Origin of the sequence: Thioalkalivibrio sp. ALJ12 (assembly GCF_000378305.1) — a bacterium.
GTDB lineage: Bacteria > Pseudomonadota > Gammaproteobacteria > Ectothiorhodospirales > Ectothiorhodospiraceae > Thioalkalivibrio.
In genome coordinates this window covers 187,435-210,419 of sequence record NZ_KB899538.1, presented here as the reverse complement: position 1 = coordinate 210,419, position 22,985 = coordinate 187,435, and the positions used below count along the sequence as shown (strand labels likewise).

General features: G+C 67.3%; 23 protein-coding genes. 19 read left to right on the top strand and 4 right to left on the bottom strand.

The genetic code is table 11. The annotated features are described in order from the left end of the window. Window positions 1–12 precede the first annotated feature (12 nt). The 5 genes from gap (at window position 13) to F467_RS0101020 (ending at window position 5,825) form a co-directional block, all read left to right on the top strand. Window positions 13–1,011 (top strand): type I glyceraldehyde-3-phosphate dehydrogenase, encoded by a 999-nt coding sequence (gap, locus tag F467_RS0101040; RefSeq protein WP_018138126.1) that lies wholly within the window; start codon window positions 13–15, stop codon window positions 1,009–1,011. 138 nt (window positions 1,012–1,149) lie between these two features. After that, the gene (locus F467_RS0101035) at window positions 1,150–2,328 is read left to right on the top strand and encodes a phosphoglycerate kinase (protein ID WP_018138125.1); all 1,179 of its coding nucleotides are present in this window, start codon (window positions 1,150–1,152) and stop codon (window positions 2,326–2,328) included. Window positions 2,329–2,365: 37 nt separating this feature from the next. Next, complete coding sequence (pyk, locus tag F467_RS0101030) at window positions 2,366–3,796, top strand: pyruvate kinase (protein WP_018138124.1); 1,431 nt, start codon at window positions 2,366–2,368, stop codon at window positions 3,794–3,796. A gap of 69 nt (window positions 3,797–3,865) precedes the next feature. Then, window positions 3,866–4,930 carry a class II fructose-bisphosphate aldolase gene (fba, locus tag F467_RS0101025; RefSeq protein ID WP_018138123.1) on the top strand — a complete coding sequence of 355 codons (1,065 nt, stop codon included), beginning with the start codon at window positions 3,866–3,868 and terminating at the stop codon, window positions 4,928–4,930. A 91-nt stretch (window positions 4,931–5,021) separates the two neighbouring features. After that, entirely contained in the window at window positions 5,022–5,825 is an 804-nt protein-coding gene (locus F467_RS0101020; RefSeq protein WP_018138122.1) for a lipid-binding SYLF domain-containing protein, read from the top strand. Here the strand turns inward: F467_RS0101020 and bioD are convergent. From bioD to rimO, 3 genes are read right to left on the bottom strand one after another with little or no spacing between them, the layout of a single operon-like run. After that, on the bottom strand, window positions 5,753–6,472 hold the full coding sequence (gene bioD, locus F467_RS0101015) for a dethiobiotin synthase (protein WP_018138121.1): 720 nt from the start codon (window positions 6,470–6,472) through the stop codon (window positions 5,753–5,755). The genes F467_RS0101020 and bioD overlap by 73 nt on opposite strands. Further along, window positions 6,469–7,365 carry a phosphoribosylaminoimidazolesuccinocarboxamide synthase gene (locus F467_RS0101010; RefSeq protein ID WP_018138120.1) on the bottom strand — a complete coding sequence of 299 codons (897 nt, stop codon included), beginning with the start codon at window positions 7,363–7,365 and terminating at the stop codon, window positions 6,469–6,471. Before F467_RS0101010 ends, bioD begins: the two co-directional genes overlap by 4 nt. Window positions 7,366–7,392: 27 nt before the next feature. Next, window positions 7,393–8,754 carry a 30S ribosomal protein S12 methylthiotransferase RimO gene (rimO, locus tag F467_RS0101005; RefSeq protein WP_018138119.1) on the bottom strand — a complete coding sequence of 454 codons (1,362 nt, stop codon included), beginning with the start codon at window positions 8,752–8,754 and terminating at the stop codon, window positions 7,393–7,395. Window positions 8,755–9,091: 337 nt separating this feature from the next. Here rimO and rpmE point away from each other — a divergent pair, with 337 nt between their 5' ends. From rpmE to F467_RS0100960, 9 genes are all read left to right on the top strand, one after another. Beyond that, window positions 9,092–9,295, top strand: coding sequence for a 50S ribosomal protein L31 (gene rpmE, locus F467_RS0101000; RefSeq protein ID WP_018138118.1), 204 nt, complete (start codon window positions 9,092–9,094; stop codon window positions 9,293–9,295). Window positions 9,296–9,395: 100 nt separating this feature from the next. Further along, window positions 9,396–10,172 carry a thermonuclease family protein gene (locus F467_RS0100995; RefSeq protein ID WP_018138117.1) on the top strand — a complete coding sequence of 259 codons (777 nt, stop codon included), beginning with the start codon at window positions 9,396–9,398 and terminating at the stop codon, window positions 10,170–10,172. After that, entirely contained in the window at window positions 10,169–11,026 is an 858-nt protein-coding gene (locus F467_RS0100990; RefSeq protein WP_018138116.1) for a M48 family metallopeptidase, read from the top strand. Before F467_RS0100995 ends, F467_RS0100990 begins: the two co-directional genes overlap by 4 nt. Window positions 11,027–11,101: 75 nt before the next feature. Beyond that, window positions 11,102–12,322, top strand: a complete 1,221-nt coding sequence (locus tag F467_RS0100985; RefSeq protein WP_018138115.1) for a malic enzyme-like NAD(P)-binding protein — start codon at window positions 11,102–11,104, stop codon at window positions 12,320–12,322. Between the two features lie 57 nt (window positions 12,323–12,379). Then, window positions 12,380–13,303, top strand: a complete 924-nt coding sequence (mdh, locus tag F467_RS0100980) for a malate dehydrogenase (protein ID WP_018138114.1) — start codon at window positions 12,380–12,382, stop codon at window positions 13,301–13,303. Then, window positions 13,287–14,234, top strand: coding sequence for a 5'-3' exonuclease H3TH domain-containing protein (locus tag F467_RS0100975; protein ID WP_018138113.1), 948 nt, complete (start codon window positions 13,287–13,289; stop codon window positions 14,232–14,234). The genes mdh and F467_RS0100975 overlap by 17 nt, the downstream gene beginning before the upstream one ends. After that, window positions 14,231–14,896, top strand: a complete 666-nt coding sequence (locus F467_RS0100970; RefSeq protein ID WP_018138112.1) for a DUF1007 family protein — start codon at window positions 14,231–14,233, stop codon at window positions 14,894–14,896. The genes F467_RS0100975 and F467_RS0100970 overlap by 4 nt, the downstream gene beginning before the upstream one ends. Next, on the top strand, window positions 14,896–15,438 hold the full coding sequence (locus F467_RS0100965) for a pseudouridine synthase (protein ID WP_038049530.1): 543 nt from the start codon (window positions 14,896–14,898) through the stop codon (window positions 15,436–15,438). The genes F467_RS0100970 and F467_RS0100965 overlap by 1 nt, the downstream gene beginning before the upstream one ends. A 142-nt stretch (window positions 15,439–15,580) precedes the next feature. Then, window positions 15,581–17,641 carry a transglycosylase SLT domain-containing protein gene (locus tag F467_RS0100960; protein ID WP_018875242.1) on the top strand — a complete coding sequence of 687 codons (2,061 nt, stop codon included), beginning with the start codon at window positions 15,581–15,583 and terminating at the stop codon, window positions 17,639–17,641. Between the two features lie 839 nt (window positions 17,642–18,480). Here the strand turns inward: F467_RS0100960 and F467_RS0100955 are convergent. After that, the gene (locus F467_RS0100955; protein ID WP_018137880.1) at window positions 18,481–18,861 is read right to left on the bottom strand and encodes a group III truncated hemoglobin; all 381 of its coding nucleotides are present in this window, start codon (window positions 18,859–18,861) and stop codon (window positions 18,481–18,483) included. Window positions 18,862–18,931: 70 nt separating this feature from the next. Here F467_RS0100955 and F467_RS0100950 point away from each other — a divergent pair, with 70 nt between their 5' ends. The 5 genes from F467_RS0100950 to F467_RS0100930 all read left to right on the top strand — a co-directional run bounded on the left by F467_RS0100950 (window position 18,932) and on the right by F467_RS0100930 (window position 22,904). After that, window positions 18,932–19,843: a fructosamine kinase family protein gene (locus F467_RS0100950; protein ID WP_018137881.1), complete on the top strand. Its 912-nt coding sequence runs from the start codon at window positions 18,932–18,934 to the stop codon at window positions 19,841–19,843. Between the two features lie 103 nt (window positions 19,844–19,946). Beyond that, window positions 19,947–20,462 (top strand): 5-(carboxyamino)imidazole ribonucleotide mutase, encoded by a 516-nt coding sequence (gene purE / locus F467_RS0100945; protein ID WP_018137882.1) that lies wholly within the window; start codon window positions 19,947–19,949, stop codon window positions 20,460–20,462. Continuing rightward, window positions 20,459–21,622 carry a 5-(carboxyamino)imidazole ribonucleotide synthase gene (locus F467_RS0100940; RefSeq protein WP_018137883.1) on the top strand — a complete coding sequence of 388 codons (1,164 nt, stop codon included), beginning with the start codon at window positions 20,459–20,461 and terminating at the stop codon, window positions 21,620–21,622. The genes purE and F467_RS0100940 overlap by 4 nt, the downstream gene beginning before the upstream one ends. Further along, the gene (locus tag F467_RS0100935; RefSeq protein WP_018137884.1) at window positions 21,619–22,236 is read left to right on the top strand and encodes a class I SAM-dependent methyltransferase; all 618 of its coding nucleotides are present in this window, start codon (window positions 21,619–21,621) and stop codon (window positions 22,234–22,236) included. The genes F467_RS0100940 and F467_RS0100935 overlap by 4 nt, the downstream gene beginning before the upstream one ends. 2 nt (window positions 22,237–22,238) lie before the next feature. Then, window positions 22,239–22,904, top strand: a complete 666-nt coding sequence (locus F467_RS0100930) for an energy-coupling factor ABC transporter permease (RefSeq protein WP_018137885.1) — start codon at window positions 22,239–22,241, stop codon at window positions 22,902–22,904. Window positions 22,905–22,985 lie beyond the last annotated feature (81 nt).

The window sequence follows — 22,985 nt, the reverse complement described above, 5'->3', positions numbered from 1 at the left end:
AGGAGACATCCTATGTCGATCAAGGTTGGTATTAACGGCTTCGGTCGTATCGGCCGCATGGCCTTCCGCGCCATCGCCAAGGACTTCCCGAACCTCCAGGTGGTCGGTATCAACGACCTGCTGGATCCGGAGTACCTGGCCTACATGCTGCGCTACGACTCCGTGCACGGCCGCTTCGAAGGCGACATCAGCGTCGACGGCGACCACCTGGTGGTGAACGGCAACCGCATCCGCCTGACCGCCGAGAAGGACCCGTCCGCGCTGAAGTGGGGCGACATCAACGCCGACATCGTGATCGAGTCCACCGGCCTGTTCCTGACCGCCGAGACCGCCCAGAAGCACCTGGACGCCGGCGCCAAGAAGGTCGTGATGTCCGCGCCGTCCAAGGACGACACCCCGATGTTCGTCTACGGCGTGAACCACGGTGACTACGCGGGCCAGAACATGGTCTCCGCCGCCTCCTGCACCACCAACGCCCTGGCCCCGGTGGCCAAGGTGCTGAACGACACCTGGGGCATCAAGCGTGGCCTGATGACCACCGTGCACGCCGCCACCGCGACCCAGAAGACCGTTGACGGCCCGTCCATGAAGGACTGGCGCGGCGGCCGCGGCATCCTGGAGAACATCATCCCGTCGTCCACCGGTGCGGCCAAGGCCGTGGGCAAGGTGCTGCCGGAACTGAACGGCAAGCTGACCGGTATGGCCTTCCGTGTGCCGACCTCCGACGTCTCCGTAGTCGACCTGACCGTGGAACTGAACGGCGACGCCAAGTACGACGACGTCTGCGCGGCCATGAAGAAGGCCTCTGAGGGCGAGCTGAAGGGCGTGCTGGGTTACACCGACGAGCTGGTGGTCTCCACGGACTTCCGTGGCTACACCGCCCCGTCCGTGTTTGACGCCGGCGCCGGCATCCAGCTGGACCCGACCTTCGTGAAGGTCGTCGCCTGGTACGACAACGAGTACGGCTACACCTGCAACATGCTGCGCATGGTGGAGCACGTCGCCAAGTAAGGCCTGACGGCCGGGTCCTCGCGGGCCCGGCCGTTTTCCTTGTCCCGGGTTGGCCGGGATCCAGAGGCCTGGGGCGAGTCCCGAACGGGGCTGGCCCGAAGCCTTTATCTGTTCAACGTATTTCCGAGAGGTACTCCCATGTCTGTCATCAAGATGACCGATCTCGACCTGAATGGCCGCCGCGTGCTGGTGCGCCAGGACCTGAACGTGCCGGTGAAAGGCGGCAAGGTCACCTCCGACGCGCGTATCCGTGCGAGCCTGGAGACCGTGCAGAAGGCGCTGGACGCCGGCGCCGCGGTGATGCTGATGTCGCACCTGGGCCGCCCGACCGAGGGCGAGTTCTCCGAGGAGGATTCCCTGTCCCCGGTCGCCGAGCACATGGCCGGTCTGCTGGGCCGCGAAGTGCGCCTGGTGCGGGATTACCTCGACGGTGTGGACGCCCAGCCGGGTGAGGTCATCCTGCTCGAAAACGTCCGCTTCAATGCGGGCGAGAAGAAAGACGACGAGGCGCTCGCCAAAAAGTACGCGGCCCTGTGCGACGTGTTCGTGATGGATGCCTTTGGTACCGCTCACCGCGCCCAGGCCTCGACCCATGGTGTGGCGAAGTTTGCCCCGCAGGCCTGCGCCGGTCCGCTGCTGGCCAAGGAACTCGAGGCCCTGGGCAAGGCCCTCGAGACCCCGAAGCGCCCGCTGGTGGCCATCGTGGGCGGCTCCAAGGTCTCGACCAAGCTCACCGTGCTGGAATCGCTGTCCAGCGTGGTGGATCAGCTGATCGTCGGTGGCGGCATCGCCAATACCTTCATCGCGGCCCAGGGCCACGGTGTCGGCAAGTCGTTGTACGAGGCCGATCTGGTCGATGAGTCCAAGCGCCTGATGGAGGCGGCTCGCGCCAAGGGCGGCGAGATCCCGGTGCCGACCGACGTGACCGTGGGCAAGGAATTCTCTGAGTCCACCCCGGCCGAGACCAAGTCTGTCGATGCCGTAGCCGATGACGACATGATCTTCGACGTCGGCCCCGATACCGCGGCGACCTACGCCGAGGCCCTGCGCAACGCTGGCACCATCGTCTGGAATGGCCCGGTCGGCGTGTTCGAGTTCGACCAGTTCGCCGCCGGTACCAAGGCCCTGGGCGAGGCCATCGCCGAGAGCAATGCGTTCTCCATCGCCGGCGGGGGCGACACCCTGGCCGCGATCGACAAGTACAACCTGGCCGATCGCATCAGCTACATCTCCACCGGTGGTGGCGCCTTCCTCGAGTTTCTCGAAGGCAAGACCCTGCCGGCCGTCGCCATCCTGGAAGAGCGCGCCCGCGGCTGATGCCCGGCGCGCTCTCCGCTGACGGAGAACGACGCGGATGAGACGTACCAAGATCGTGGCCACCCTCGGGCCGGCCACGGATACCGACGAGGCCATGGAGGCCATCATCCTGGCCGGCGTGGATGTCGTTCGATTGAACTTCTCGCATGGCGACCCGGATGACCATCGTACCCGGCTCGCCCGCCTGCGCGCCGCGGCGGATCGCGCGGGTCGCTGCGTCGGCGTCCTTGGCGATCTGCAGGGCCCCAAGATCCGCATCGACCGCTTTCGCGAAGGTCGGGTCCAACTCCAGGAAGGCGCGTCCTTCGCGCTGGACGGGGACCTGGATCGCGACGCCGGGGATGGGACCCAGGTCGGGCTGACCTACAAGGAACTGCCGCAGGACGTGCGCCCCGACGACATCCTGTTGCTGGATGACGGGCGTATCGTGCTCAAGGTGACCGCCGTCAACGGGGCGCGCATCGAGACGACCGTCGTGGTCGGGGGCGAGTTGTCCAACAACAAGGGCATCAACCGCCAGGGCGGTGGCCTGTCCGCCCCCGCGATCACCGAAAAGGACCGCGAGGATATCCGTCTGGCGGCCGAGCTGCAGGTGGACTACCTGGCCGTCTCCTTCCCGCGTTCCGCGCAAGATCTGCACCTGGCGCGCAGCCTGCTGAATGACGCCGGCTGGGAGGCCGGGATCTGCGCGAAGATCGAGCGCTCCGAGGCCCTGGAGGTGATCGACGAGATCATCGCGGCCTCCGAGGTGATCATGATCGCGCGCGGGGACCTCGGCGTGGAGATTGGTGACGCCGAGCTGCCCGGCGTGCAGAAGACCCTGATCTCGCGGGCGCGTACGCTCAATCGTCTGGTCATCACGGCGACCCAGATGATGGAGACCATGATTCAGAACCCGATCCCGACGCGTGCCGAGGTCTTCGATGTGGCCAACGCGGTGCTTGACGGCACGGACGCGGTGATGCTCTCCGGCGAGACCGCGACGGGACGCTATCCGGCGCGCGTGGTCGAGAGCATGGACCGGATCTGCGAGGCCGCCGAGCGCCAACGCGCCGCGCGTCAGTCGGACCACCGCATGGATTCGACCTTTGGCCGCGTCGACGAGGCCATCGCGATGGCCACGATGTACACGGCGAACCACCTGGACGTGGCGGCCATTGCCGCACTGACCGAATCCGGTTCCACGGCCCTGTGGATGTCGCGTATCAGCTCCGGTATTCCGATCTACGCGCTCACCCAGCACGAGTCCACCAGCCGCCGTATGACGCTCTATCGCGGGGTATACCCCCGGATCCTGGAGCCGATCCCCGAAAGCCACGAGAGCCTGAACCGTGAGGCGGTCAACTTGCTCCGGGCCGAGGGCGTCGTGCAGGATGGCGGGCTGGTTATCATTACCAAGGGTGATTTGCAGGGCGAACATGGCGGTACCAATGCCATGAAGATCGTGCGCGTTGGCGACGAGCTGTGAGCCGACGCGGCCCCCTGGCAAACCCAAGAGTTTTTTCTACGTCAGTCCGATCCCGTTAAGGAGGAACCCATGGCACTGATCTCCCTTCGCCAACTGCTGGACCATGCCGCCGAGCACGGCTATGGCATGCCGGCGTACAACGCCAACAACATGGAACAGGTCCACTCGATCATGGAAGCGGCCGCCGCGGTCGACTCCCCGGTGATCATTCAGGCCTCCGCCGGTGCCCGCAAGTACGCCGGCGAGCCCTTCCTGCGTCACAACATCATTGCCGCCATCGAGCAGTATCCGGACATCCCGGTCGTGCTGCACCAGGACCACGGCTCCGAGCCGGCGGTCTGCCTGCGCTCCATCCAGTCCGGCTTCAGCTCGGTGATGATGGACGGCTCCTTGATGCCCGACATGAAGACCCCGGCCAGCTACGACTACAACCGTGACGTGACCGCCAAGGTCTCCGAGATCGCCCACGCCTGTGGTGTGTCCGTGGAAGGCGAGCTGGGCTGCCTGGGTTCCCTGGAAACCGGCATGGCCGGCGAGGAAGACGGCTCCGGTGCCGAAGGCAAGCTGTCCCACGACCAGCTGCTGACCGACCCGGACGAGGCTGCCGACTTCGTGAAGAACACCAAGTGCGACGCCCTGGCGATCGCCATTGGTACCTCCCACGGCGCCTACAAGTTCACCCGTCCGCCGACCGGTGACATCCTGGCCATCCAGCGCATCAAGGAGATCCACAACCGCATCCCGGATACCCATCTGGTCATGCACGGCTCCTCCTCCGTTCCGCAGGAGTGGCTGGAAATCATCAACAAGTACGGCGGCGACATGGGCGAGACCTATGGCGTGCCGGTTGAAGAGATCCAGGAAGGCATCAAGCACGGCGTGCGCAAGGTCAACATCGACACCGACCTGCGTATGGCCTCCACCGGTGCGGTGCGCAAGTTCCTGGCCGAGAATCCGAAGGAATTCGACCCGCGCAAATTCCTGAAGGCCTCCACCGCGGCCATGAAGGACATCTGCCAGGCCCGTTACGAGGCCTTCGGTTGCGCCGGCATGGCGTCCAAGATCAAGCCGATCTCCCTGGACGACATGGTCAAGCGCTACCTGTCCGGCGAGCTGGATCCCAAGGTCAACTGATCTGCGGATCGCAGCACGGAAAAGGGGGCTTCGGCCCCCTTTTTTTATGCGATCATGTCGCCAATTCCGAGCAATCCGGAGCGTTTACCCAATGCAGCGACTGATCCATCTTTGCCTGACCGCGCTGGTGGTGGCTGCGCTGTCCGCCACTGCCCACGCCAACCCGTTCAGCCGCGAGGTTGACCCGCAGGACATTGTCGACCGGGCGAAGGTCACGCTGGAGCGTATGGCCACGCACCCCGAATACGAACACCTTCAGGAAGATCTGCGCACCGCCCGAGGTGTCGTCATCTTCCCGCGTATTGGACGCGGCGCGTTCCTGATCGGGGGCTCCGGGGGCATGGGTGTGTTCCTCGCCTGGGACGAGGACAAGGGCGACTACTCGCCGGTTGCCTTCTATTCGGCCGGGTCGATCAGTTTTGGTATGCAGTTCGGGGGTGATGCCGCCGAGGTGGTGATGGTCGCGCGCACCCAGGATGCGGTGGACTCGATGTTCGGTTCGGCGATCCGTCTCGGCGCCGATGCCTCCGTTGCCGCCGGTCCGGTCGGGGCCGGGCGTGGCTCCACCCCGACGGCCGACTTCCTGACCTATTCCCGCTCGCGTGGGGCCTATCTGGGGATGAGCCTGTCCGGCTCGCGCCTGACCGTGCGTGACGACTTCAACGAGGCGTACTACGGCGAGGCGCAGCGACCGGTGCACATCATCGAGAGCCGACGCGTGGATCACGCCGGGACGCGCGAGCTGCGCGACCTGCTGGCCTCCTTCCGCCAGCCCGAAGAGGCCGCCGAGCCGACGACCGGGAGCGGCGACATGCGCCCGGATCAAACCCTGGACGAGGTCACCCCGGGCGAAGGCGGCATCCGCCAGGACGACTTCCAGGTGGAGAGCTTCTGAGTCGCCTCCTCCGGGGCTATCCCCTCCGGCAGCGACAGGATGGGTGCGGCCGTGTACCGGGCCAGCGCCCCGGCATTGTCCAGCAGGGGATCGGTATCGGCGTGGCGACGGTTGAGCACGATCCCGGCCAGTTGCAGGCCACGACGTTCCAGGGCCTCCAGCGTCAGCAGGCAGGTGTTCAACACCCCTAGCCGGTCCTCGGCGACCAGCAGGACCGGGAGGCCCAGGGTCTGCGCCAGGTCGGCGTTCAGGCCATCGCCGCACAGCGGCGAATAGAACCCGCCCGCACCCTCCACCAGTCGGGGGCCACCACCCGGCACCTCGCAGGCCTGAACCAGTTCCGCGACCGTCAGCTGCACACCCTGGCGCGCAGCGGCCTGATCGGGTGCCAGCGCATCGGGAAACCGCCACGGCGTCACCTGCGCCACGGCCGTTGCGGGAAGGCCGGCCGCCGCGGTCAGGGCGGCGCCATCCTCGGGGAACAGCGTGCCGTCGCGCTCGGGGCAGCCAGATTCCACCGGCTTGCGTGGCTGCGGGTCCAGGCCCTCGGCGCGCCACGCTGCCAGCAGGGCGCAGCCAACGAAGGTCTTGCCGACGCCGGTGTCGCTGCCCGTGACGAACAAGCCCTGTGGCGGCATTTCGATCATGCGTCGCGGGTCAGGCGTTCCAGGGCCTCGCGGTAGCGCGCAGCCGTTTGCTCCGCGACCTCGGGCGGCAGCTCGGGTCCGGGAGCGGTCTTGTCCCAGTCCAGGGTCTCGAGATAGTCGCGCACGTACTGTTTGTCGAACGACTCGGGGCTGCGGCCTGGCGCATACTGGTCCGCCGGCCAGAAGCGCGAGGAGTCCGGCGTGAGGACTTCGTCGATCAGGTGCAGGGCCCCGTTCGCGTCCACCCCGAACTCGAATTTGGTATCGGCGATGATGATCCCACGCTCGGCCGCGTAGTCGCGCGCCATCGCGTAGATCGCCAGTGCGGCGTCGCGCACCTGTTGCGCCCGTTCCTCGCCGATCGTGCCTACCACGGTGGCGAAGTCGATGTTCGCGTCGTGATCGCCGACCGCTGCCTTGGTGCTGGGGGTGAAGATGGCCTCCGGCAGCTTCGAGGCCAGTTCCAGGCTGGCCGGCAGCGGGATGCCGCAGACCGCGCCGCTGGCCTGGTAGTCTTTCCAGCCGGACCCGATCAGGTAGCCGCGCACCACGGCCTCCACCGGCAGCGCCTCGAGCCGGCGAATCACCAGACTGCGACCCTCCAGTGGCGCCCGGATCGCCGGGTCGGGGACCACCTGTTCCAGCGCGATGTCGGTCAGCTGGTTGGGGATGCCCAGCTCGCGTTCGACCTTGTGCATCCAGAACTCGGTAATTGCGGTCAGCATCCGCCCCTTGCCCGGGATCGGGGTGGGCAGGATCACGTCAAAGGCCGACAGGCGGTCGGTGGTGACCATCAGCAAGTGGTCGGCGTCGACCGCGTACAGGTCGCGCACCTTGCCGCGATGGACCAGTTCGAGATCGGGGATGTGGCTTTCCAGCAGGGCGTCGCTCATCAGTGCTTCCGTTCGGTCGGCTTGTGGTCAGTCGTCTGGCAGTTCGGCGATCAGGTCGTGCTCGTCGGTGTCGGTGATCGCGACCTCGATGAAGTCCCCGGCATCCACCGATTCCGGGTCGACCCCGGCCACGCGGATCACGCCGTCGATCTCCGGGGCCTCCGCGGCAGAGCGGGCAATCACGGTCCCGTCCGTGTGCACCTCGTCGACCAGCACTACCGGCTGGCTGCCGATCCGGCGGCGCAACCGCTCGGCGCTGATCCGGGCCTGCACGTCCATGAAGCGCGCCAGTCGCTCCTCGCGCACGGCCTCCGGCACCGGGTCCGGCAGGTCATTGGCTGCCGCGCCCTCCACGGGCGAGTAGGCAAAGGCCCCGACGCGGTCCAGCTGCGCCTCGTGCAGGAACTCCAGCAGGGTCTCGAACTCGGCCTCGGTTTCGCCCGGAAAGCCCACGATAAAGGTCGAGCGCAGGGTCAGGTCGGGGACCTGCTCGCGCCAGCTCGCGATGCGTTCCAGTACGCGCTCGGCGGCGGCCGGGCGGCGCATCGCCTTGAGTACCCGGGGGTGGCCGTGCTGCAGCGGCATGTCCAGATACGGCAGGATCCCACCGTCCTCGCCCGAGCCCATCAGCGGGATCAGCCGATCCACGTGCGGGTAGGGGTAGACATAGTGCAGACGCACCCAGATGCCGAGCTGGCCCAGTGCCTCGGCCAGGTGGGCGATGTCGGAACGGATCGGGCGCCCGCCATGGAAGCCAGTGCGGTACTTCACGTCCACCCCATAGGCCGAGGTGTCCTGCGAGATCACCAGGATCTCGCGCACGCCGGCCGCGGCCAGGCGCTCCGCCTCGGCCAGCACCTCGCCGATCGGGCGGCTGACCAGGTCGCCGCGCAGGCTGGGGATGATGCAGAAGCTGCAGCGGTGGTTGCAGCCCTCGGAGATCTTCAGGTAGGCATAGTGGCGCGGGGTCAGGCGGATCCCTTGCGGCGGCACCAGCGACTCGAACGGGGTCGCCGGCGGCGGCAGGTGTTCGTGCACCACGCCCACCACTTCCTCGTAGGCATGCGGGCCGGTGACCGCGAGCACGCCCGGGTGGGTCTCGTGAATGCGCTCGGCATCCTTGCCCAGACAGCCCGTGACGATCACCCGGCCATTGGCATCCATGGCCTCGCCGATCGCGTCCAGGGATTCGGCCACCGCATCGTCGATAAAGCCGCAGGTATTGACGACCACCAGGTCCGCGCCGTCGTAGTCCGCGGCGATCTCGTAGCCTTCGGCACGCAGGCGCGTCAGGATCTGTTCGGAGTCGACCAGTGCCTTCGGGCAGCCGAGGCTGACAAAGCCCACGCGCTGCGCGTTGTCGAGAGACGGGGTGTTGCTTTTATTCACAGTACGTTATCGCCTTCTGGGAGCTGTTCCGGGCGCGCCCGGTTCCTGGTGCGTCAGCCGGTGTTCTCCCGGATTGTCCTTTTGATTTAACGGGTTGCGCGGCCGGGTTGTCGGTCGGGGGTGGGTGGCGCTGCGCCACTTGGTCCCGGGTGCGGCAGTCGCGGACAATTCGTCCACAAGGTTATCCACAGGCCGCCCCAAATGCCTCGAAGGGGCTCTATCTTCAGGGGCTTGCATACACAGGGCCCGCCTCCCGGCCTTCACGAAGGACCTTGCAACAGCCCCGGAAAGGCGGCTATGCTATCGCACTTTTCGCCAGAACACGCGTGAGCCGACCATGAAAGCCGACATTCATCCGAACTACCACAACGTCAAGGTCATCTGCAGCTGCGGCGCGCAGTTCGAGACCCGCTCCACTCTCTCGAAGGACGAGATGCATTTGGACGTGTGCTCGCAGTGCCATCCGTTCTACACCGGCAAGCAGAAGATCGTTGACACCGCCGGTCAGGTCGACAAGTTCAACCGCCGCTTCGCATTCTAAAGTGCGTTCGCGCCCGATGGCGCGAGGCGGTTTCTGGCGGGGCGTCCAGCGGATGCTCGTGCCACTCAACGAGGGCGTCCCGTGGGGCGCCCTCGTTGGTTTGGTCGCGCTGTCGGCGTGGCTGATCGCCCCGGTGGCCGCGGCGCAGTGCGCGCTGGAGGACCACGATCCGCGTGATCTGCAGCGCGTGACGGTCGAGCGTGTCTGGACGCCGGATGCCCTGGACCTGGAAGACGGGCGGCACATCCGTCTGCTGGGTCTGGCACCGGCGGCCCCACTTCCATCGGTCGCGCCACAGCTGCTGCCAGTGGGCTTCGGGCTGGACTTGCGCGAGTCCCTGGAGGAACGCCTGCGCGGCGTCGATCAGCGCCTGGTGCTGTTGCCGGGACGTCCGGCCCGCGACGCCTATGGCCGCCTGCGCATGCATGCCTGGATCGACGATGGGCCGCTGCTGGCGGCCAGCCTGATTGGGGATGGCCTGGCGATGCCGCGCCCTGGGCCGGAACCGGATCCCCTGGATGAGTGCTACTACGGGGCCGAGGCCGCGGCACGGGCAGAGTCGCGAGGGCTCTGGATGGAGCGGCTCGAGGCCTTCCCGGTCGGCTGGCTGGAGCCGCCGCGCGAGCGCTCGCAGGGGCGGCTGCGGGTCCAGGGCGAGGTGATCGACGTGCGCGTGCACGACCCGCACTGGGTCCTGGTCCTGGACGGTCCACTGGATCTGCTGATCTCCGGGGATGACCGCGATTTTTTCGAGGATCTGGAACCACGCTCACTGCTGGGTAACACCGTTGTTGCGCGCGGCGCGGTGTATCCTTGGAGGGAGCGAGGGCGGATGCGCATCCGCCACCCCTTTGATCTCGAGGTACTTGATCCATGAACGCCCTGTCCCGCCTGTTTCCCCGACGCTGGGCGGCGCTGGCCCTGACGCTGCTGATCGGCGCGGGCCTGGCCGTCGCGCTGCCGGGCTGTACCACCAATCCGGTCACCGGGCGCTCGCAGCTGATGCTCGTCTCCGAGAATCAGGCAATCGATGCCTCGCGCACGGCCTATGTGGAGATGCTCGCTCCGGCGCGCGAGGAGGGGCGGGTGGACGCCGACCCCCAGATGACCGCGCGCGTACAGCAGATTACCGAGCGCGTGGTGGCACAGGCGGTCAAGTATCGCCCCGAGACCGCCGACTGGGATTGGGAGATTCGCGTGATCGAGGCACCGGACACGGTCAACGCCTTCGCCATGGCCGGTGGCAAGATGGCGATCTACTCCGGCATCATCGAGCAACTGGAACTGACCGACGACGAGCTGGCGCAGATCATCGGCCACGAGATCGCCCATGCGCTGTCCGCGCACACGGCCGAGAAGATGTCGGTGGCCCTGGCCAGCAATCTCGCGGTAGCGGGCTATGCGATGACCGGCGACCGCTCGCCCGTCGCACTGACCGGCGCCGCCCTGGGGGCCGCGCTCGCGGTGCAGCTGCCGCACAGCCGCCGGATGGAGGCGGAGGCCGACCGCATTGGGATCGAACTGGCCGCGCGGGCCGGTTATGATCCGGATGCGGCCGCGAGCCTGTGGCGCAAGATGGCGGAACAGGCCAACGGAAGTCATCCGGTGTTCCTGAGCACGCACCCGGCGCCCGAGTCGCGCCAGCGCGACCTGACCCGCATGGCCGACGAGTTCCGGCCGCTGTACGAACAGGCCCGGCGCTCCTCGGTGCCGACCCACCCGGTCAACTGACCGGTCGCGGGGCCGGACCGCCCCCGGAACCCCGCTGCACTCTGACAGCCACTGCTTGAAAGGCCCCGCAACGCCATGTCCAACGATTTCACCCAGCGCGCGCTGGACTACCACGAACAGCAGCCGGCCGGGAAACTGGCCATCCACATCACCAAGCCCACGGCGACCCAGGATGATCTCTCCCTGGCGTATTCGCCGGGCGTGGCCGCGCCGGTGCGCGCGATTGCCTCCGATCCGGAGCTGGCCTACCGCTATACCGGCAAGGGCAACCTGGTCGCGGTGATCACCGATGGCACGGCCGTGCTGGGACTGGGCAATGTCGGTGCGCTGGCAGCCAAGCCGGTGATGGAGGGCAAGGGCGTCCTGTTCAAGGCCTTCGCCAACATCGACGTCTACGACATCGAGGTGGATGCGCCGCAGCCGGAGGACTTCATCAACACCGTGGCCCGCATTGCCGGCGGCTTCGGCGGGATCAACCTCGAGGACATCGCCGCGCCGCACTGCTTCGAGATCGAGCGCCGCCTGTCCGAGCGTCTGGATATCCCCGTCTTCCACGATGACCAGCATGGCACGGCGGTCATCACCGCGGCCGGTCTGGTCAATGCCCTGGAGATCCAGGGCAAGAAGCTCAGTGACGCGAAGATCGTCTGCGTTGGCGCCGGCGCGGCCGGCATCGCCTCCATGCAACTGCTGCTGCGCCTGGGGGCGAGCAAGAAGAACCTGTTCATGGTGGACCGCAAGGGCGTGATCCACAGCCAGCGCAACGACCTGAACGAGTACAAGCAGATCTTCGCGGTCGATACCGAGGCGCGCACGCTGGAGGACGCCTGCGAGGGGGCGGATGTCTTCATCGGGCTGTCGGGCCCCGATCTGCTGACGCCCGAGATGCTGAAGTCCATGGCACCAAAGCCGGTGATCTTCGCGCTGTCCAACCCGGATCCGGAGATCCGGCCGGAACTGGCGCTCGAGACGCGCGACGACCTGATCATGGCGACAGGCCGTTCGGACTACCCCAACCAGGTCAACAACGTGCTGGGCTTCCCGTTCATCTTCCGCGGTGCGCTGGATGTGCGCGCGCGCCGGATCAATGACGAGATGCTGGTCGCGGCCGTGCATGCGCTGGCCGAACTGGCTCGCGAGCCGATCCCGCAGGCCGTGCTGGACGCCTATGGCCTGGAGGCGCTCGAGTTTGGTCCGCACTACATTCTGCCGACCCCGTTCGATCCGCGCCTGATCGATACTGTGCCGCAGGCGGTCGCACAGGCCGCGCGCGACAGCGGGGTTGCCCGCCGCTAAGGAGACGCTGATTGATCAGCGCTTCTCCAAACTCCACCTCCGTCATACGAGGGAAGCATGCAGAAAATCGCCATTATCGGAGCCGGACGCGTCGGCGAATCCACCGCCCAGTTCCTGGCTCGGCGCGATGTCGCCCGCGAGATCGCGTTGCTGGACGTGCGCGAGGGTGCGGCGGCCGGTGCGGCGCTGGACATCCAGGAGACCGCGCCCCTGCTGCGCTTCGATACGCGCCTGGTCGGTAGTCACGAACCCTCGGTGATCGCTGGCGCGGAACTGGTAATCGTCACGGCCGGGCTGCCGCGCAAGCCGGGCATGTCGCGCTCCGATGTCCTGGACAAGAACGTCGAGATCCTCGACCAGATCCTGCAGGACATCCTCGTCCATGCGCCGCAGAGCCGCATCCTGGTCGTGTCCAACCCGGTGGACGTGCTGACCTACCGCGCCTGGCAGAAGACCGGCTGGAGTCGCGACCGGATCTTCGGGCAGGCCGGGGTGCTGGATACCTCGCGCATGGAGGCCTTCATCGCCCTGGAGACGGGGCTGTCCACCCACGACATCCAGGCCCTGGTCCTGGGTGGTCATGGCGATGCGATGGTGCCGCTGTTGCGCTATTCCAGTGTCAACGGCGTGCCGCTGCACCACTTCATGGACCAGGCGACGCTCGACAACATCGTCGAGCGTACCCGCCACGGGGGTGCCGAGATCCTTGCCCTGAAACAGACCTCCAGCGCCTATGGCGCGCCCGCCGCGGCCATCGCCGAGATGGTCGAGGCGATCGCCGTGGATCGCCGGCGCGTGCTGCCGACCGTGGCCCTGCTGGAGGGTGAGTACGGGGAACGCGATGTGGCCATGGGCGTGCCCTGCATCCTTGGCCAGGGCGGCATGGAACGGGTGATCGAGCTGGAACTGGACGCGGATGAACGCGCGGCCTTCGACCAGTCCATCGCCGGGGTGCGCAAGGACCTTGAGCGCCTGCACTGAGTCGCGCCCGGGGCTGCCGTGCCCGACCCTGACGCTGGTCGACTCCAGCATCTTTGTCTTTCGTGCCTGGTTCGCGCGCGGCCTGGACCTGGATCCGCTCGGGAGGCCGGGAGGGGCCGTGCACGGGCTGGTTCATTCGCTCTGCCAGTGGCTGCCCGCCTGCGCCCCGGGTCCGATCGCCTTTTGTTTCGACGAGAGCCTGCGCCGGGGCTTTCGCCACCGGCTCGACCCCACCTACAAGGCCCACCGCCCGCCGGCGCCACCGGAGCTGCGCGAACAGTTCGCGCGTATCCGGGAGCTGCTTGGTCAACTCGGCTTCCGGACCCTGGCCCATCCCGAGTACGAGGCCGACGACCTGATCGCCAGCCTGGCGCGTGTCGGCCGCGCCGCGGGCTGTCGCATCGAGGTCAAGAGTGCGGACAAGGACCTGACCCAGGTCATCCTCGGTGACCAGGACCGGATGCATGATCCGGAGCGCGGGACCGCGCTGGATCGTCGTGCGATCGAGAAGCGCTTTCGTATCCGTCCGGAGCAGGTGGCCGACATGCTCGCCCTGGCGGGCGATGCCAGCGACAACATCCCGGGTATCGAGGGCGTGGGCCCCAGGACCGCGGCGCGGATCCTGCGCCGCCTGGGCGATCTGGACACAGTGCTGGCCGAACCGCAGGCCGTGGCGCGTTGCAATATCCGCCGCGCTGATGTCGTGGCCGCGCGCATTGCCGAGCAGTCGGACCGGCTGCGCCTGTCGCGCCGCCTGACCGGGCTGGCGGACCGCATCCCCGACCTGCCGGGGCTCGACGCCCTGCAACCCACCGGGCCGAAACCCGATGCCGCGCGCTGGCTCGCGGAACTCGGGGTCGCGCGCGATTATCATGGTCGCCTGCTGGCGGCCGCCGGTGCCTGGCGGTCCACGACCCCGGAGATTGCATGAGGCCACGTTCTCTTCTCTACGCCATCCTTGCCGCGGGCCTGGTGTGGTTGCTGCTGGTCAGTGCGCCGGTACAGGCGCATCCGCATGCCTGGATTGATCTGGAGATCACGCTGGAGCGCGATGGCGAGGGGCGCATCACCCATATGCTGCATCGCTGGCGCTTCGACCCGACCTACGGGCAGTACCTCTACGAGGATGCCCTGGCGCATCAGGAGGGCGCGACCGAAGAGGAGAAGCTGCAGGCGCTCGCCCGTGAGATCCTCGGCAACCTCGAGGAATACGAGTGGTACAGCCATGTCGAGGCCGGCGGGCGCGCGGTGGACGTCGCTGCCGAGCCCGATCCGTCCATGCGCATGGAAGACGGGCTGCTGTTCTTCCGTTTCCGCCTGGCGCTGGACGAGCCAGTCGATGTGGGTTCCGAGACCCTGGCGTACAAGGTCTACGACCCGACCTATTTCATCGAGCTCCTGCACGAGGAGCCGGCCGGTACGCGCATCGTCGAGGCCGACGGGCTCGCGGCCGCGGGCTGCAGCGCAGAGCTGGAGCGCCCCCGCCCGGATCCCCAACTCGTCGCCAAGGCCATGATGCTCGATTACGGAGCCACGGTGGACTATGACCTGGGGCGCCATTTTGCCGAGCGTGTAACCGTGCGCTGCGATTGATGCACCGAATCGTTTTGTTCCACAAGCCCTGGGGCGTGCTGCCGCAGTTCACCGACCCGGAAGGGCGCCCCACGCTGGCGGATTACATCGACATCCCCGGGGTCTACCCGGCCGGGCGCCTGGACCGCGACAGCGAGGGGCTGATGGTGCTGACCGACGACGGGCGCCTGAATGCGCGGCTGACCCAGCCGCGCCACAAGACCAGCAAGACCTACTGGGTACAGGTGGAGGGAGAGCCCGATGACGCCGCCCTGGAGGCCCTGCGCACCGGGGTGGATCTGAAGGATGGACGCACGCAGCCGGCGAAAGTCGAGAGCATGGCGCCGCCCGATCTGCCGGAGCGCGACCCGCCCGTACGCTTCCGCAAGTCCGTCCCGACGACCTGGCTCGCGCTGTCGCTGCACGAGGGCCGCAACCGCCAGGTGCGGCGCATGACCGCCGCGGTGGGGCATCCGACCCTGCGACTGGTGCGCTACCGGGTGGCCTCCTGGACCCTGGATGGCCTGGAACGCGGGGCGTTCTCGGTGATCGAACGCGAGTGAAACCGGTCACAAGCGCCGCGCCGGGGCGTCGCGGGATTGTCGCGGAATGCGGCCCGGCCGGTGCGAAATCACCACAAGACCATTGCGCCCGCCACCGGTCGTGCGGAATATGAACGGATCAGCCAAGCGAGAACGCAATCCAATGCGCCTGCCCAGGATACTCACCACGGGTCTGACCGGTCTGGTCATGGCCTTCGCCGCCGGGGCTCCGGCGGCTAACCCGGGCCCAACCGGGATGGTCTTCGAACGCAGCCTGTTCCTGCATGCCGAACGCGCCCTGAGTCGTGGCGACATGACGGCCTATCGCAATGCCCGCAGCACGCTCGAGGGCTATCCGCTGACGCCCTATCTGGATCATCGCGAGCTGGCTCGCGACCTGGGGCGTGCGGACCCCGATGCCGTGCGCGCCTTTATCGAAGAGCACGACGACACCCCGCTGGCCGGCCAGTTGCGCAGCAACTACCTCTCCTATCTGGCCCGCGAAGAGGCCTGGTCGCGGTATCTCGAGTTCGCCGACGACGGGCGCGATCTCTCCGTCACGCAGGACTGCCAGCGGCGCAAGGCACTGATCGAGACCGGCAACACCTCCGCGGCGATCGAGGACATGGACTCCATCTGGCTGCACGGCCAGTCCCGTCCCAGTGCCTGTGATCCGGCGCTCAAGGCCTGGCGCGATGCCGGCGGGCTGACCGATGAGCTGGCCTGGGAGCGTTTCACCCTGGCGATGCAGGCGCGCCAGACCGGGCTCGCGAGCTACCTGCGCCGCTACCTGGCCAGCGCCGATCGCGACTGGGCGGAGCGCTGGCTGGAGCTCGAGTCGCGCCCGGCACGGGTGGTCGAGGTCGACGTCCGCGCGGACGATCATCGTTCTGCCGAGGCGATGCTGGAACAGGCGTTCAAGCGCTGGATTCCGCAGGACCTGGATGCGGCACTGAAGGGCTGGGAGGAGCGCGGCGAGCGTCTGGGCTTCCCGGCCGAGACCGCCCGCGAGATTGAGCATGCGCTCGCGCTGCGCCTTGCCCTCCGTTTCCGCTCCGAGACGCTGGAGTTCATGGAGGGGCTCGACGCGGAGGTCTTCGACGACCAGCTGCGCCAGTGGCAGGTACGTGCCGCGCTCCATGATGGCGACTGGGAGACGGTCAAAAGCGCGATCCGCTCCATGAGCCGCGATGCCCGCGACGAGACCGCCTGGCAGTACTGGTATGCACGGGCGCTGGAGCAACTGGACGATGCCGACGAGGCACGTTTCTTCTACGAACGGGCGGCGCGGGAGCGCAACTTCCACGGGTTCCTGGCCGCCGATCGTCTGGGCCAGCCCTACCGCATCGGGCACCAGCCCCTGCAGCTGGCCAATGGTGCGCGTGAATCGGTCATGGACCGCCCGTCCATGCAGCGCATGCGCGAGCTGGTGGCGCTGGACCGCTACGCCGAGGCACGCCGCGAGTGGACCCGTACCGTGGCCAACATGGAGCCGCCCGAGCTCGAGGCCGCGGCCGCCGAGTTCGCCGACTGGAACTGGTACGACCGCGCGATCTTCACCATTGCGCGGGCCCGCAACTGGGACGATATCGAGCTGCGCTTCCCGCTGGCCTTCGATTCCGTGATCGTCCCGGGCGCGGAGAAACAGGGCATCGACCCGGCCTGGGCGATGGCGATTGCCCGCCAGGAGAGCGCCTTTCTGCATGACGTGCGCTCCGGGGCCGGTGCGTTGGGGGTGATGCAGGTCATGCCGGCGACCGGGCGCTCGATTGCCTCCAGTGCCGGGGTCCGGGTCAACTCCGATTGGGACATCCTCGACCCGGCGACCAATGCGACGCTGGGCACCTACTACCTGCGGCGCAACCTGGACCGCTTTGGCGGGCACAGCCTGCTGTCTACGGCGGCCTACAACGCCGGGGCGCATCGCGTGCGCTCCTGGCTGCCGGACGATGGCGAGTTGGACGCCGATATCTGGGCCGAGCTGATCCCGTTCTCGGAGACGCGCGATTACGTGCGCCGGGTGTATGCCTACCAGATCGTCTATGCGGTGCGTCTGGGGCAGGACCCGCCGTCGCTGTCGCAGCTGCTGTTCCCGGTGGCGCCGGAGTCCAAACTCGCGGCGAGCCGCGAGGATCACCTCCAGGCGCTGCGCAACATGCGCGAGGACCTCGCGCTCGGGCGCGCCTTCTGCGATGCGCCGGGCTACACCGAAAACGCCTGCTGACGGGCCGGGGCTGCTTCACGCGCTGAGGCTGGCCCTGGTTCGTCGTCGGTGTTTACTCTGGCTTCGTCCAGCCGCCTGCCAAGCGCTGTCTCGCCAGCGCGCCGCGAGGTACTTTCTTGCTTGCCCAAGAAAGTACCCAAAGAAGGGCACCCGGATTCCGCCCGGGGACCTTGCTCCAGGGCCCTCGGGCCGGCGGCGCTGAAACTCGCTACGCCTTTGGCTCCGCTCAGACAGTCAGCGCCTCTTTTCCGTCCCGAGGACCCTTCCGCAAGGGGCTTCATACGGGGGGAGAAGGTCAAGACAACGGCGATCCAGACGTTCGTGGCAATGGTTGAAGGCTAGGTGTTCCCATATCTAGGCACGCGCGGCCTGTGGCCCTGGCGTGCCGCGCCCGCGAGCGGGCGCCAACCCCCATGTAGGATGCGGATGAGCGCAGCGAATCGCATCAGGGGGTTGCCCCGGCGTTGGCAGGGTGCGTTTCGCTGCGCTCAACGCACCCTACGGCGTAAGGGATAGCCAGAAGCGCTGGAACACGACTGGTTTTGACCTACCCTCCCGATATGAGCCCCTTGTGGAGGGCGTGACAGGCCGGAAGAGAGGCGCTGACTGTCTGAGCGGAGCGACAGCGCAGCGAGTTTCAGCGCCGCCGGCCTGGCGCGGCCGGAGCAAGGTTCCTGGGCGAATCCCGGGCGTGTTTCTTGGTTACTCCTTTGCACGAGCAAAGAAGTAACTCGGGGCGCGCTGCCGAGACAGCGCAGGCAGGCGGCCGGCCGAAGGCACCGTAAACACCGGATGCCGAATCAGGCCCCGCCCCAACAGGGCAGGAGGGTAGGGCGACGCTAGCGAATGATGTCCTCGCGCATCCGGCTGGCGATGCCCTCGGCCAGCTGCTGCCACTCGGCCGCTAGTGGCGCCTCCAGATGCTCCTCGGTGGTCGCCTTGAAGTGCCGCATCCAGATCGCCAGATCGGCCTCGGTCAGGTTCATCGGCGCATGCTTGCCGACCATGTCGATCGTGGGCGGCTGTTCCAGACGTCCGCCCAGGTTCATGTACCAGAAATCCGAGATGCGCCGGACATGGGACTCGAAGTCCTGAATGCGTTCGAAGTGGTGCCCGATCTCCGGGTCGCTGGACAGGCGGCGATAGAAGTCGTCGATGACCGCGCGGATGCGGTCGGCGCCGATCTTGTCGCACAGTGGCTCGAGTTTGCGAAAGGCCATGGGTGAGTCTCCTGACGAATCCCGCGGCAACCGTTACCCTGCATGTTGATCAGCAAGCCGGATACCGAGGATGAACCAATTGGATTCTGCGGGCCCTGACGCCATCACGGCGGCGGTGGCCCAGTGCATCACGGACCATACCGCAAGCGCGTTCGAGCCGACAGGAAGCCAGGCCTGTTCCGGGGGCTCGATCAACCAGGCCCAGCGCGTGACCGGGACCGATGGCCGGAGTTTTTTCGTGAAGCTCAACCGGGGCGCGATGGCCGAGGCGATGTTTGCCGCCGAGGCGCGCGGACTGGAGGAGCTGGCCCGCTGCGAGCGGGTGAAGATCCCCGCGGTGATCGGTACGGGCAAGGCGGGGGGTGCCTGCTTCATCGTGCTGGAGGAGCTGGACCTGGGTGGCCGGCGCGACGGGGTCGCGCTGGGGCACGGGGTGGCCGACATGCACATGAAGATGGCGGCGCGCTTCGGGCTGGATCACGACAATTACATTGGCTCGACGCCGCAGTCGAACCGCCAGCACGATGACTGGGTGTCGTTCTATCGCGACGAGCGCCTGGGCTTCCAGCGGAGTCTGGCGCGCGAGCGCGGGGCCGCGCATTCGCTGATCCAGGCGCTGGAGTCTCTGGAAGCGAGTCTGGGCGGGTTCTTCAGCGACTACCGCCCCGAGCCGTCGCTGTTGCACGGGGACCTGTGGAGCGGCAACTGGGGCTTCCAGTCCGATGGTACGGCCGTGCTGTTCGATCCGGCCGTTTACTACGGGGATCCGGAGGCGGACCTGGCCATGATGGAGCTGTTCGGTCATCCCGGGCAGGACTTCTTCAACGCCTACGAGGAGATCCGTCCGGTCGATGCCGGCTACCCGGTGCGCAAGACGCTCTACAACCTCTACCACATCCTGAACCACGACCACCTGTTTGGCGGGGGCTATGGTTCCCAGGCCGAGCGCATGATCCGTCAGCTGCTGGCGGAACTGAGATGAGCAGCGCGCGAGAGGTCGATCGAGCGGTGTCCGCCCGGCGCCGTAAGGATTCGGCCCCGTTGCGGGCTTGTCGCCCCGAGGCGGGGCGGCTAAGGTTCCGTCCATGACGGCCAACAACGACACAACCGCTGCGCGCGTGGGCGTGGTGATGGGCAGTACCTCCGACTGGGCGACGATGGAACGCGCGGTAGATGTGCTGGAGGAACTGGGCGTGCCCTACGAGGCGCGTGTGGTCTCCGCCCACCGTACCCCGGATCTCCTGTTCGAATATGCCGAGCAGGCCCGCGAACGAGGCCTGGCCGCGATCATTGCCGGGGCCGGGGGGGCTGCGCACCTGCCCGGGATGCTGGCCGCCAAGACCTCGGTGCCGGTACTTGGCGTACCGGTGGCTTCGCGCCATCTGAAGGGGCAGGACTCGCTACTGTCGATCGTGCAGATGCCGAAGGGGATCCCGGTCGCGACCTTCGCCATTGGCGAGGCCGGTGCGGCCAATGCCGCCTTGTTTGCCACCGCGATGCTCGCCAACTCCGACCCCGCCCTGTGCGAACGTCTGGACGCTTTCCGGCGTGCGCAGCGCGATACGGTGCTGAACCAGATCCTGCCGCCGGCCGCATCATGATCCTGCCTCCCGCCACACTGGGGCTGCTCGGCGGCGGGCAGCTCGGCCGCTACTTTGTGCGGGCCGCGCGCGAGATGGGTTATGCTGTGTGGGTGCTGGATCCCGACCCGCACAGCCCCGCCGGACAGGTCGCCACGCGACACCTTTGCCAGCCCTACGAGGATGCGGAGACGCTATCGGCACTGGCCGACCAGTGCGCGGTGATTACCTGCGAATTCGAGAATATCCCGCGCCCGGCACTGGAGTGGCTGGAGGCCAATGCCTGTCTGCGGCCCGGCCTTTGCGCGCTGGGCGTGGCCCAGGACCGGCTGGAGGAGAAGCGCTTTCTCGCCGAGATCGGGGTGGCGGTCGCGCCTTGGCGCCCGGTCACGGCCGGTGGCGATGGTGGCGAGGACACCACCGGCGCGCCATCCTTCCCGGCGATCCTGAAGACGGCCCGCCTGGGGTACGACGGCAAGGGACAGCGCCCGATGGATCACATCGGCGATCTGGCGGCCGCGCACGCGGAGCTCGGTGGTGTGGACTGCGTGCTCGAGGAGCGGGTGCAGCTCGAGCGCGAACTGTCGGTCGTGGTGGCGCGCACCGCAGATGGTCGCAGCGAGGCCTTCCCGGTATCCGAAAATGTGCATCGAGGCGGCATCCTGCACCTGAGCCGGGTGCCGGCGCGCGTCGACGAGGAACTGTCCGGGCGCGCGGTGGCGATCGCGCAGTTGATTGCCGACCGCCTGGACTATTGCGGGGTGCTGGCGGTCGAGTTCTTTCTGACGATGAGTGGAGACCTGCTGGTCAACGAGATCGCCCCGCGCCCGCACAACACCGGTCATTACACGCTGGACGCCTGCACCGTCTCCCAGTTCGAGCAGCAGGTGCGCGCGATCTGCGGTCTGGGGCTCGCCCCGGCGCGCCTGACCACCCCGGTGGCGATGGTCAATCTGCTGGGGGGGCTGTGGCCCGCGGACGGAAGTCCGGACTGGTCCGACGTGCTGGAGGCCGGGCGTGCGCGCCTGCATCTGTATGGCAAGAGCGAGGCGCGGGCGGGGCGCAAGATGGGGCACCTGAGCGTGCTGGGCCTGCCTGGCGAGGACGATGCGATGGCCCCGGCGTCCATCGCCGAGGGGCTGTGGCAGGACCTGGTGCGGGCGGCGGGGGTGTCCGAGTGACCGAGGCGTTCCCGGATTCCCGTTCGCGCCGGGCGCGTCAGGCGGAGCTCAAGCGCGACCTCGAATTCGCCGATACCCTGGCGGGCGAGTCCCTGCGCTTTCGCACGACCTGGGGGCTTTTTTCGCCGCGCCGGATCGATGATGGCACGCGCATGCTGCTGGATCGCATCGATGTGCGTCCGAGTGATGACTGCCTGGACCTGGGCTGCGGCTATGGCCCGATCGGCCTGACCCTGGCGCGCAAGGCCCCGCAGGGCATGACGACGCTGGTGGACACCAATTTCCTGGCGGTCGAGTACAGCCGGCGCAACGCCGAGCTCAACGGCATTACCAACGTCGAGTGCGTAAACAGCAACGGTTTTGCCCAGATCCGTGACCGCCGTTTCGATCTCGTGGCCTCGAACCTGCCGGCCAAGGTGGGCCGGGAGATGCTCTACACCTATCTGCTGGATGCCCACGAGCAGATGAACCCCGGTGGTCGCATCTATGTCGTAACCATTACCGGGTTGCGGCGGTTTATCGAGAAGGGGTTCAAGGAAGTGTTCGGCAACTACGACAAGGTCAAGCAGGGCCGCGAGTACACCGTCGCGGCCGCCGAACGCGAGCCCGACTGACCATGGTCGAGGGGGCGGGCGAACTCCCGGTTGCGCTCCGCGTGCTGTCCGCCCTCCTGCTGGGGGCGGGGCTGCTGATCATGCTGCGACGCATGCCTTGGGAGGCCTTCTTTGTCCCCGGGCGCACGCAGCTCTTTGTGATCGCCACGCTGTGTCTGTTTCTGATCTGGGGTCTGCGTGCACAGACCCTGGAGGGCCTGGCGCTGCACTTTCTTGGCATGGCCACGATTACGCTGATGTTCGGCTGGCAGCTGGCGATCTTGATGGTATTTCTGGTGGTCGCGGGACTGGCCCTGCTGGGGGCGCTGCCGCTTGCGGCCTTTCCGCTGACAGTCCTGCTGGCGGGCGTGCTTCCGGTAGCTGTGACCTGGGGGCTGCTGCGGGCGACTGAGGCCTGGCTGCCCCGCCACATGTTCATCTACCTGTACGGGGTCGCGTTCCTCGGCGGGGCCCTGACGGTGGCGGCCACGGTGCTGACCTCGGCGGTGATCTACGGGCTGTTCACCGACCTGGCCTGGGGCGATATCTACCGCGATTACGTGCGCTATCTGGCCCTGCTCGTGCTGCCCGAGGCTGTCCTCAACGGCATGGTCGTCACCGGTCTGGTGATGGTGCGCCCGGAGTGGCTGGCGACCTGGTCTGACGAACGCTATGTGCACGGGCGCTGATCCGTTCAAACCTTCTTGTGGCCGCATTTCCCTACCGGTTTTTATGTTAATGAACCGTTCAGGGAAGCCCTGCTAACGTTC

What these genes read in the sequence shown, in the direction of transcription:
- gap (WP_018138126.1), top strand. Translation starts at nt 13, where the DNA reads ATGTCGATCAAGGTTGGTATTAACGGCTTCGGTCGTATCGGCCGCATG.
- F467_RS0101035 (WP_018138125.1), top strand. Translation starts at nt 1,150, where the DNA reads ATGTCTGTCATCAAGATGACCGATCTCGACCTGAATGGCCGCCGCGTG.
- pyk (WP_018138124.1), top strand. Translation starts at nt 2,366, where the DNA reads ATGAGACGTACCAAGATCGTGGCCACCCTCGGGCCGGCCACGGATACC.
- fba (WP_018138123.1), top strand. Translation starts at nt 3,866, where the DNA reads ATGGCACTGATCTCCCTTCGCCAACTGCTGGACCATGCCGCCGAGCAC.
- F467_RS0101020 (WP_018138122.1), top strand. Translation starts at nt 5,022, where the DNA reads ATGCAGCGACTGATCCATCTTTGCCTGACCGCGCTGGTGGTGGCTGCG.
- bioD (WP_018138121.1), bottom strand. Translation starts at nt 6,472, where the DNA reads ATGATCGAAATGCCGCCACAGGGCTTGTTCGTCACGGGCAGCGACACC.
- F467_RS0101010 (WP_018138120.1), bottom strand. Translation starts at nt 7,365, where the DNA reads ATGAGCGACGCCCTGCTGGAAAGCCACATCCCCGATCTCGAACTGGTC.
- rpmE (WP_018138118.1), top strand. Translation starts at nt 9,092, where the DNA reads ATGAAAGCCGACATTCATCCGAACTACCACAACGTCAAGGTCATCTGC.
- F467_RS0100990 (WP_018138116.1), top strand. Translation starts at nt 10,169, where the DNA reads ATGAACGCCCTGTCCCGCCTGTTTCCCCGACGCTGGGCGGCGCTGGCC.
- F467_RS0100985 (WP_018138115.1), top strand. Translation starts at nt 11,102, where the DNA reads ATGTCCAACGATTTCACCCAGCGCGCGCTGGACTACCACGAACAGCAG.
- mdh (WP_018138114.1), top strand. Translation starts at nt 12,380, where the DNA reads ATGCAGAAAATCGCCATTATCGGAGCCGGACGCGTCGGCGAATCCACC.
- F467_RS0100970 (WP_018138112.1), top strand. Translation starts at nt 14,231, where the DNA reads ATGAGGCCACGTTCTCTTCTCTACGCCATCCTTGCCGCGGGCCTGGTG.
- F467_RS0100965 (WP_038049530.1), top strand. Translation starts at nt 14,896, where the DNA reads ATGCACCGAATCGTTTTGTTCCACAAGCCCTGGGGCGTGCTGCCGCAG.
- F467_RS0100960 (WP_018875242.1), top strand. Translation starts at nt 15,581, where the DNA reads ATGCGCCTGCCCAGGATACTCACCACGGGTCTGACCGGTCTGGTCATG.
- F467_RS0100955 (WP_018137880.1), bottom strand. Translation starts at nt 18,861, where the DNA reads ATGGCCTTTCGCAAACTCGAGCCACTGTGCGACAAGATCGGCGCCGAC.
- F467_RS0100950 (WP_018137881.1), top strand. Translation starts at nt 18,932, where the DNA reads ATGAACCAATTGGATTCTGCGGGCCCTGACGCCATCACGGCGGCGGTG.
- purE (WP_018137882.1), top strand. Translation starts at nt 19,947, where the DNA reads ATGACGGCCAACAACGACACAACCGCTGCGCGCGTGGGCGTGGTGATG.
- F467_RS0100940 (WP_018137883.1), top strand. Translation starts at nt 20,459, where the DNA reads ATGATCCTGCCTCCCGCCACACTGGGGCTGCTCGGCGGCGGGCAGCTC.
- F467_RS0100930 (WP_018137885.1), top strand. Translation starts at nt 22,239, where the DNA reads ATGGTCGAGGGGGCGGGCGAACTCCCGGTTGCGCTCCGCGTGCTGTCC.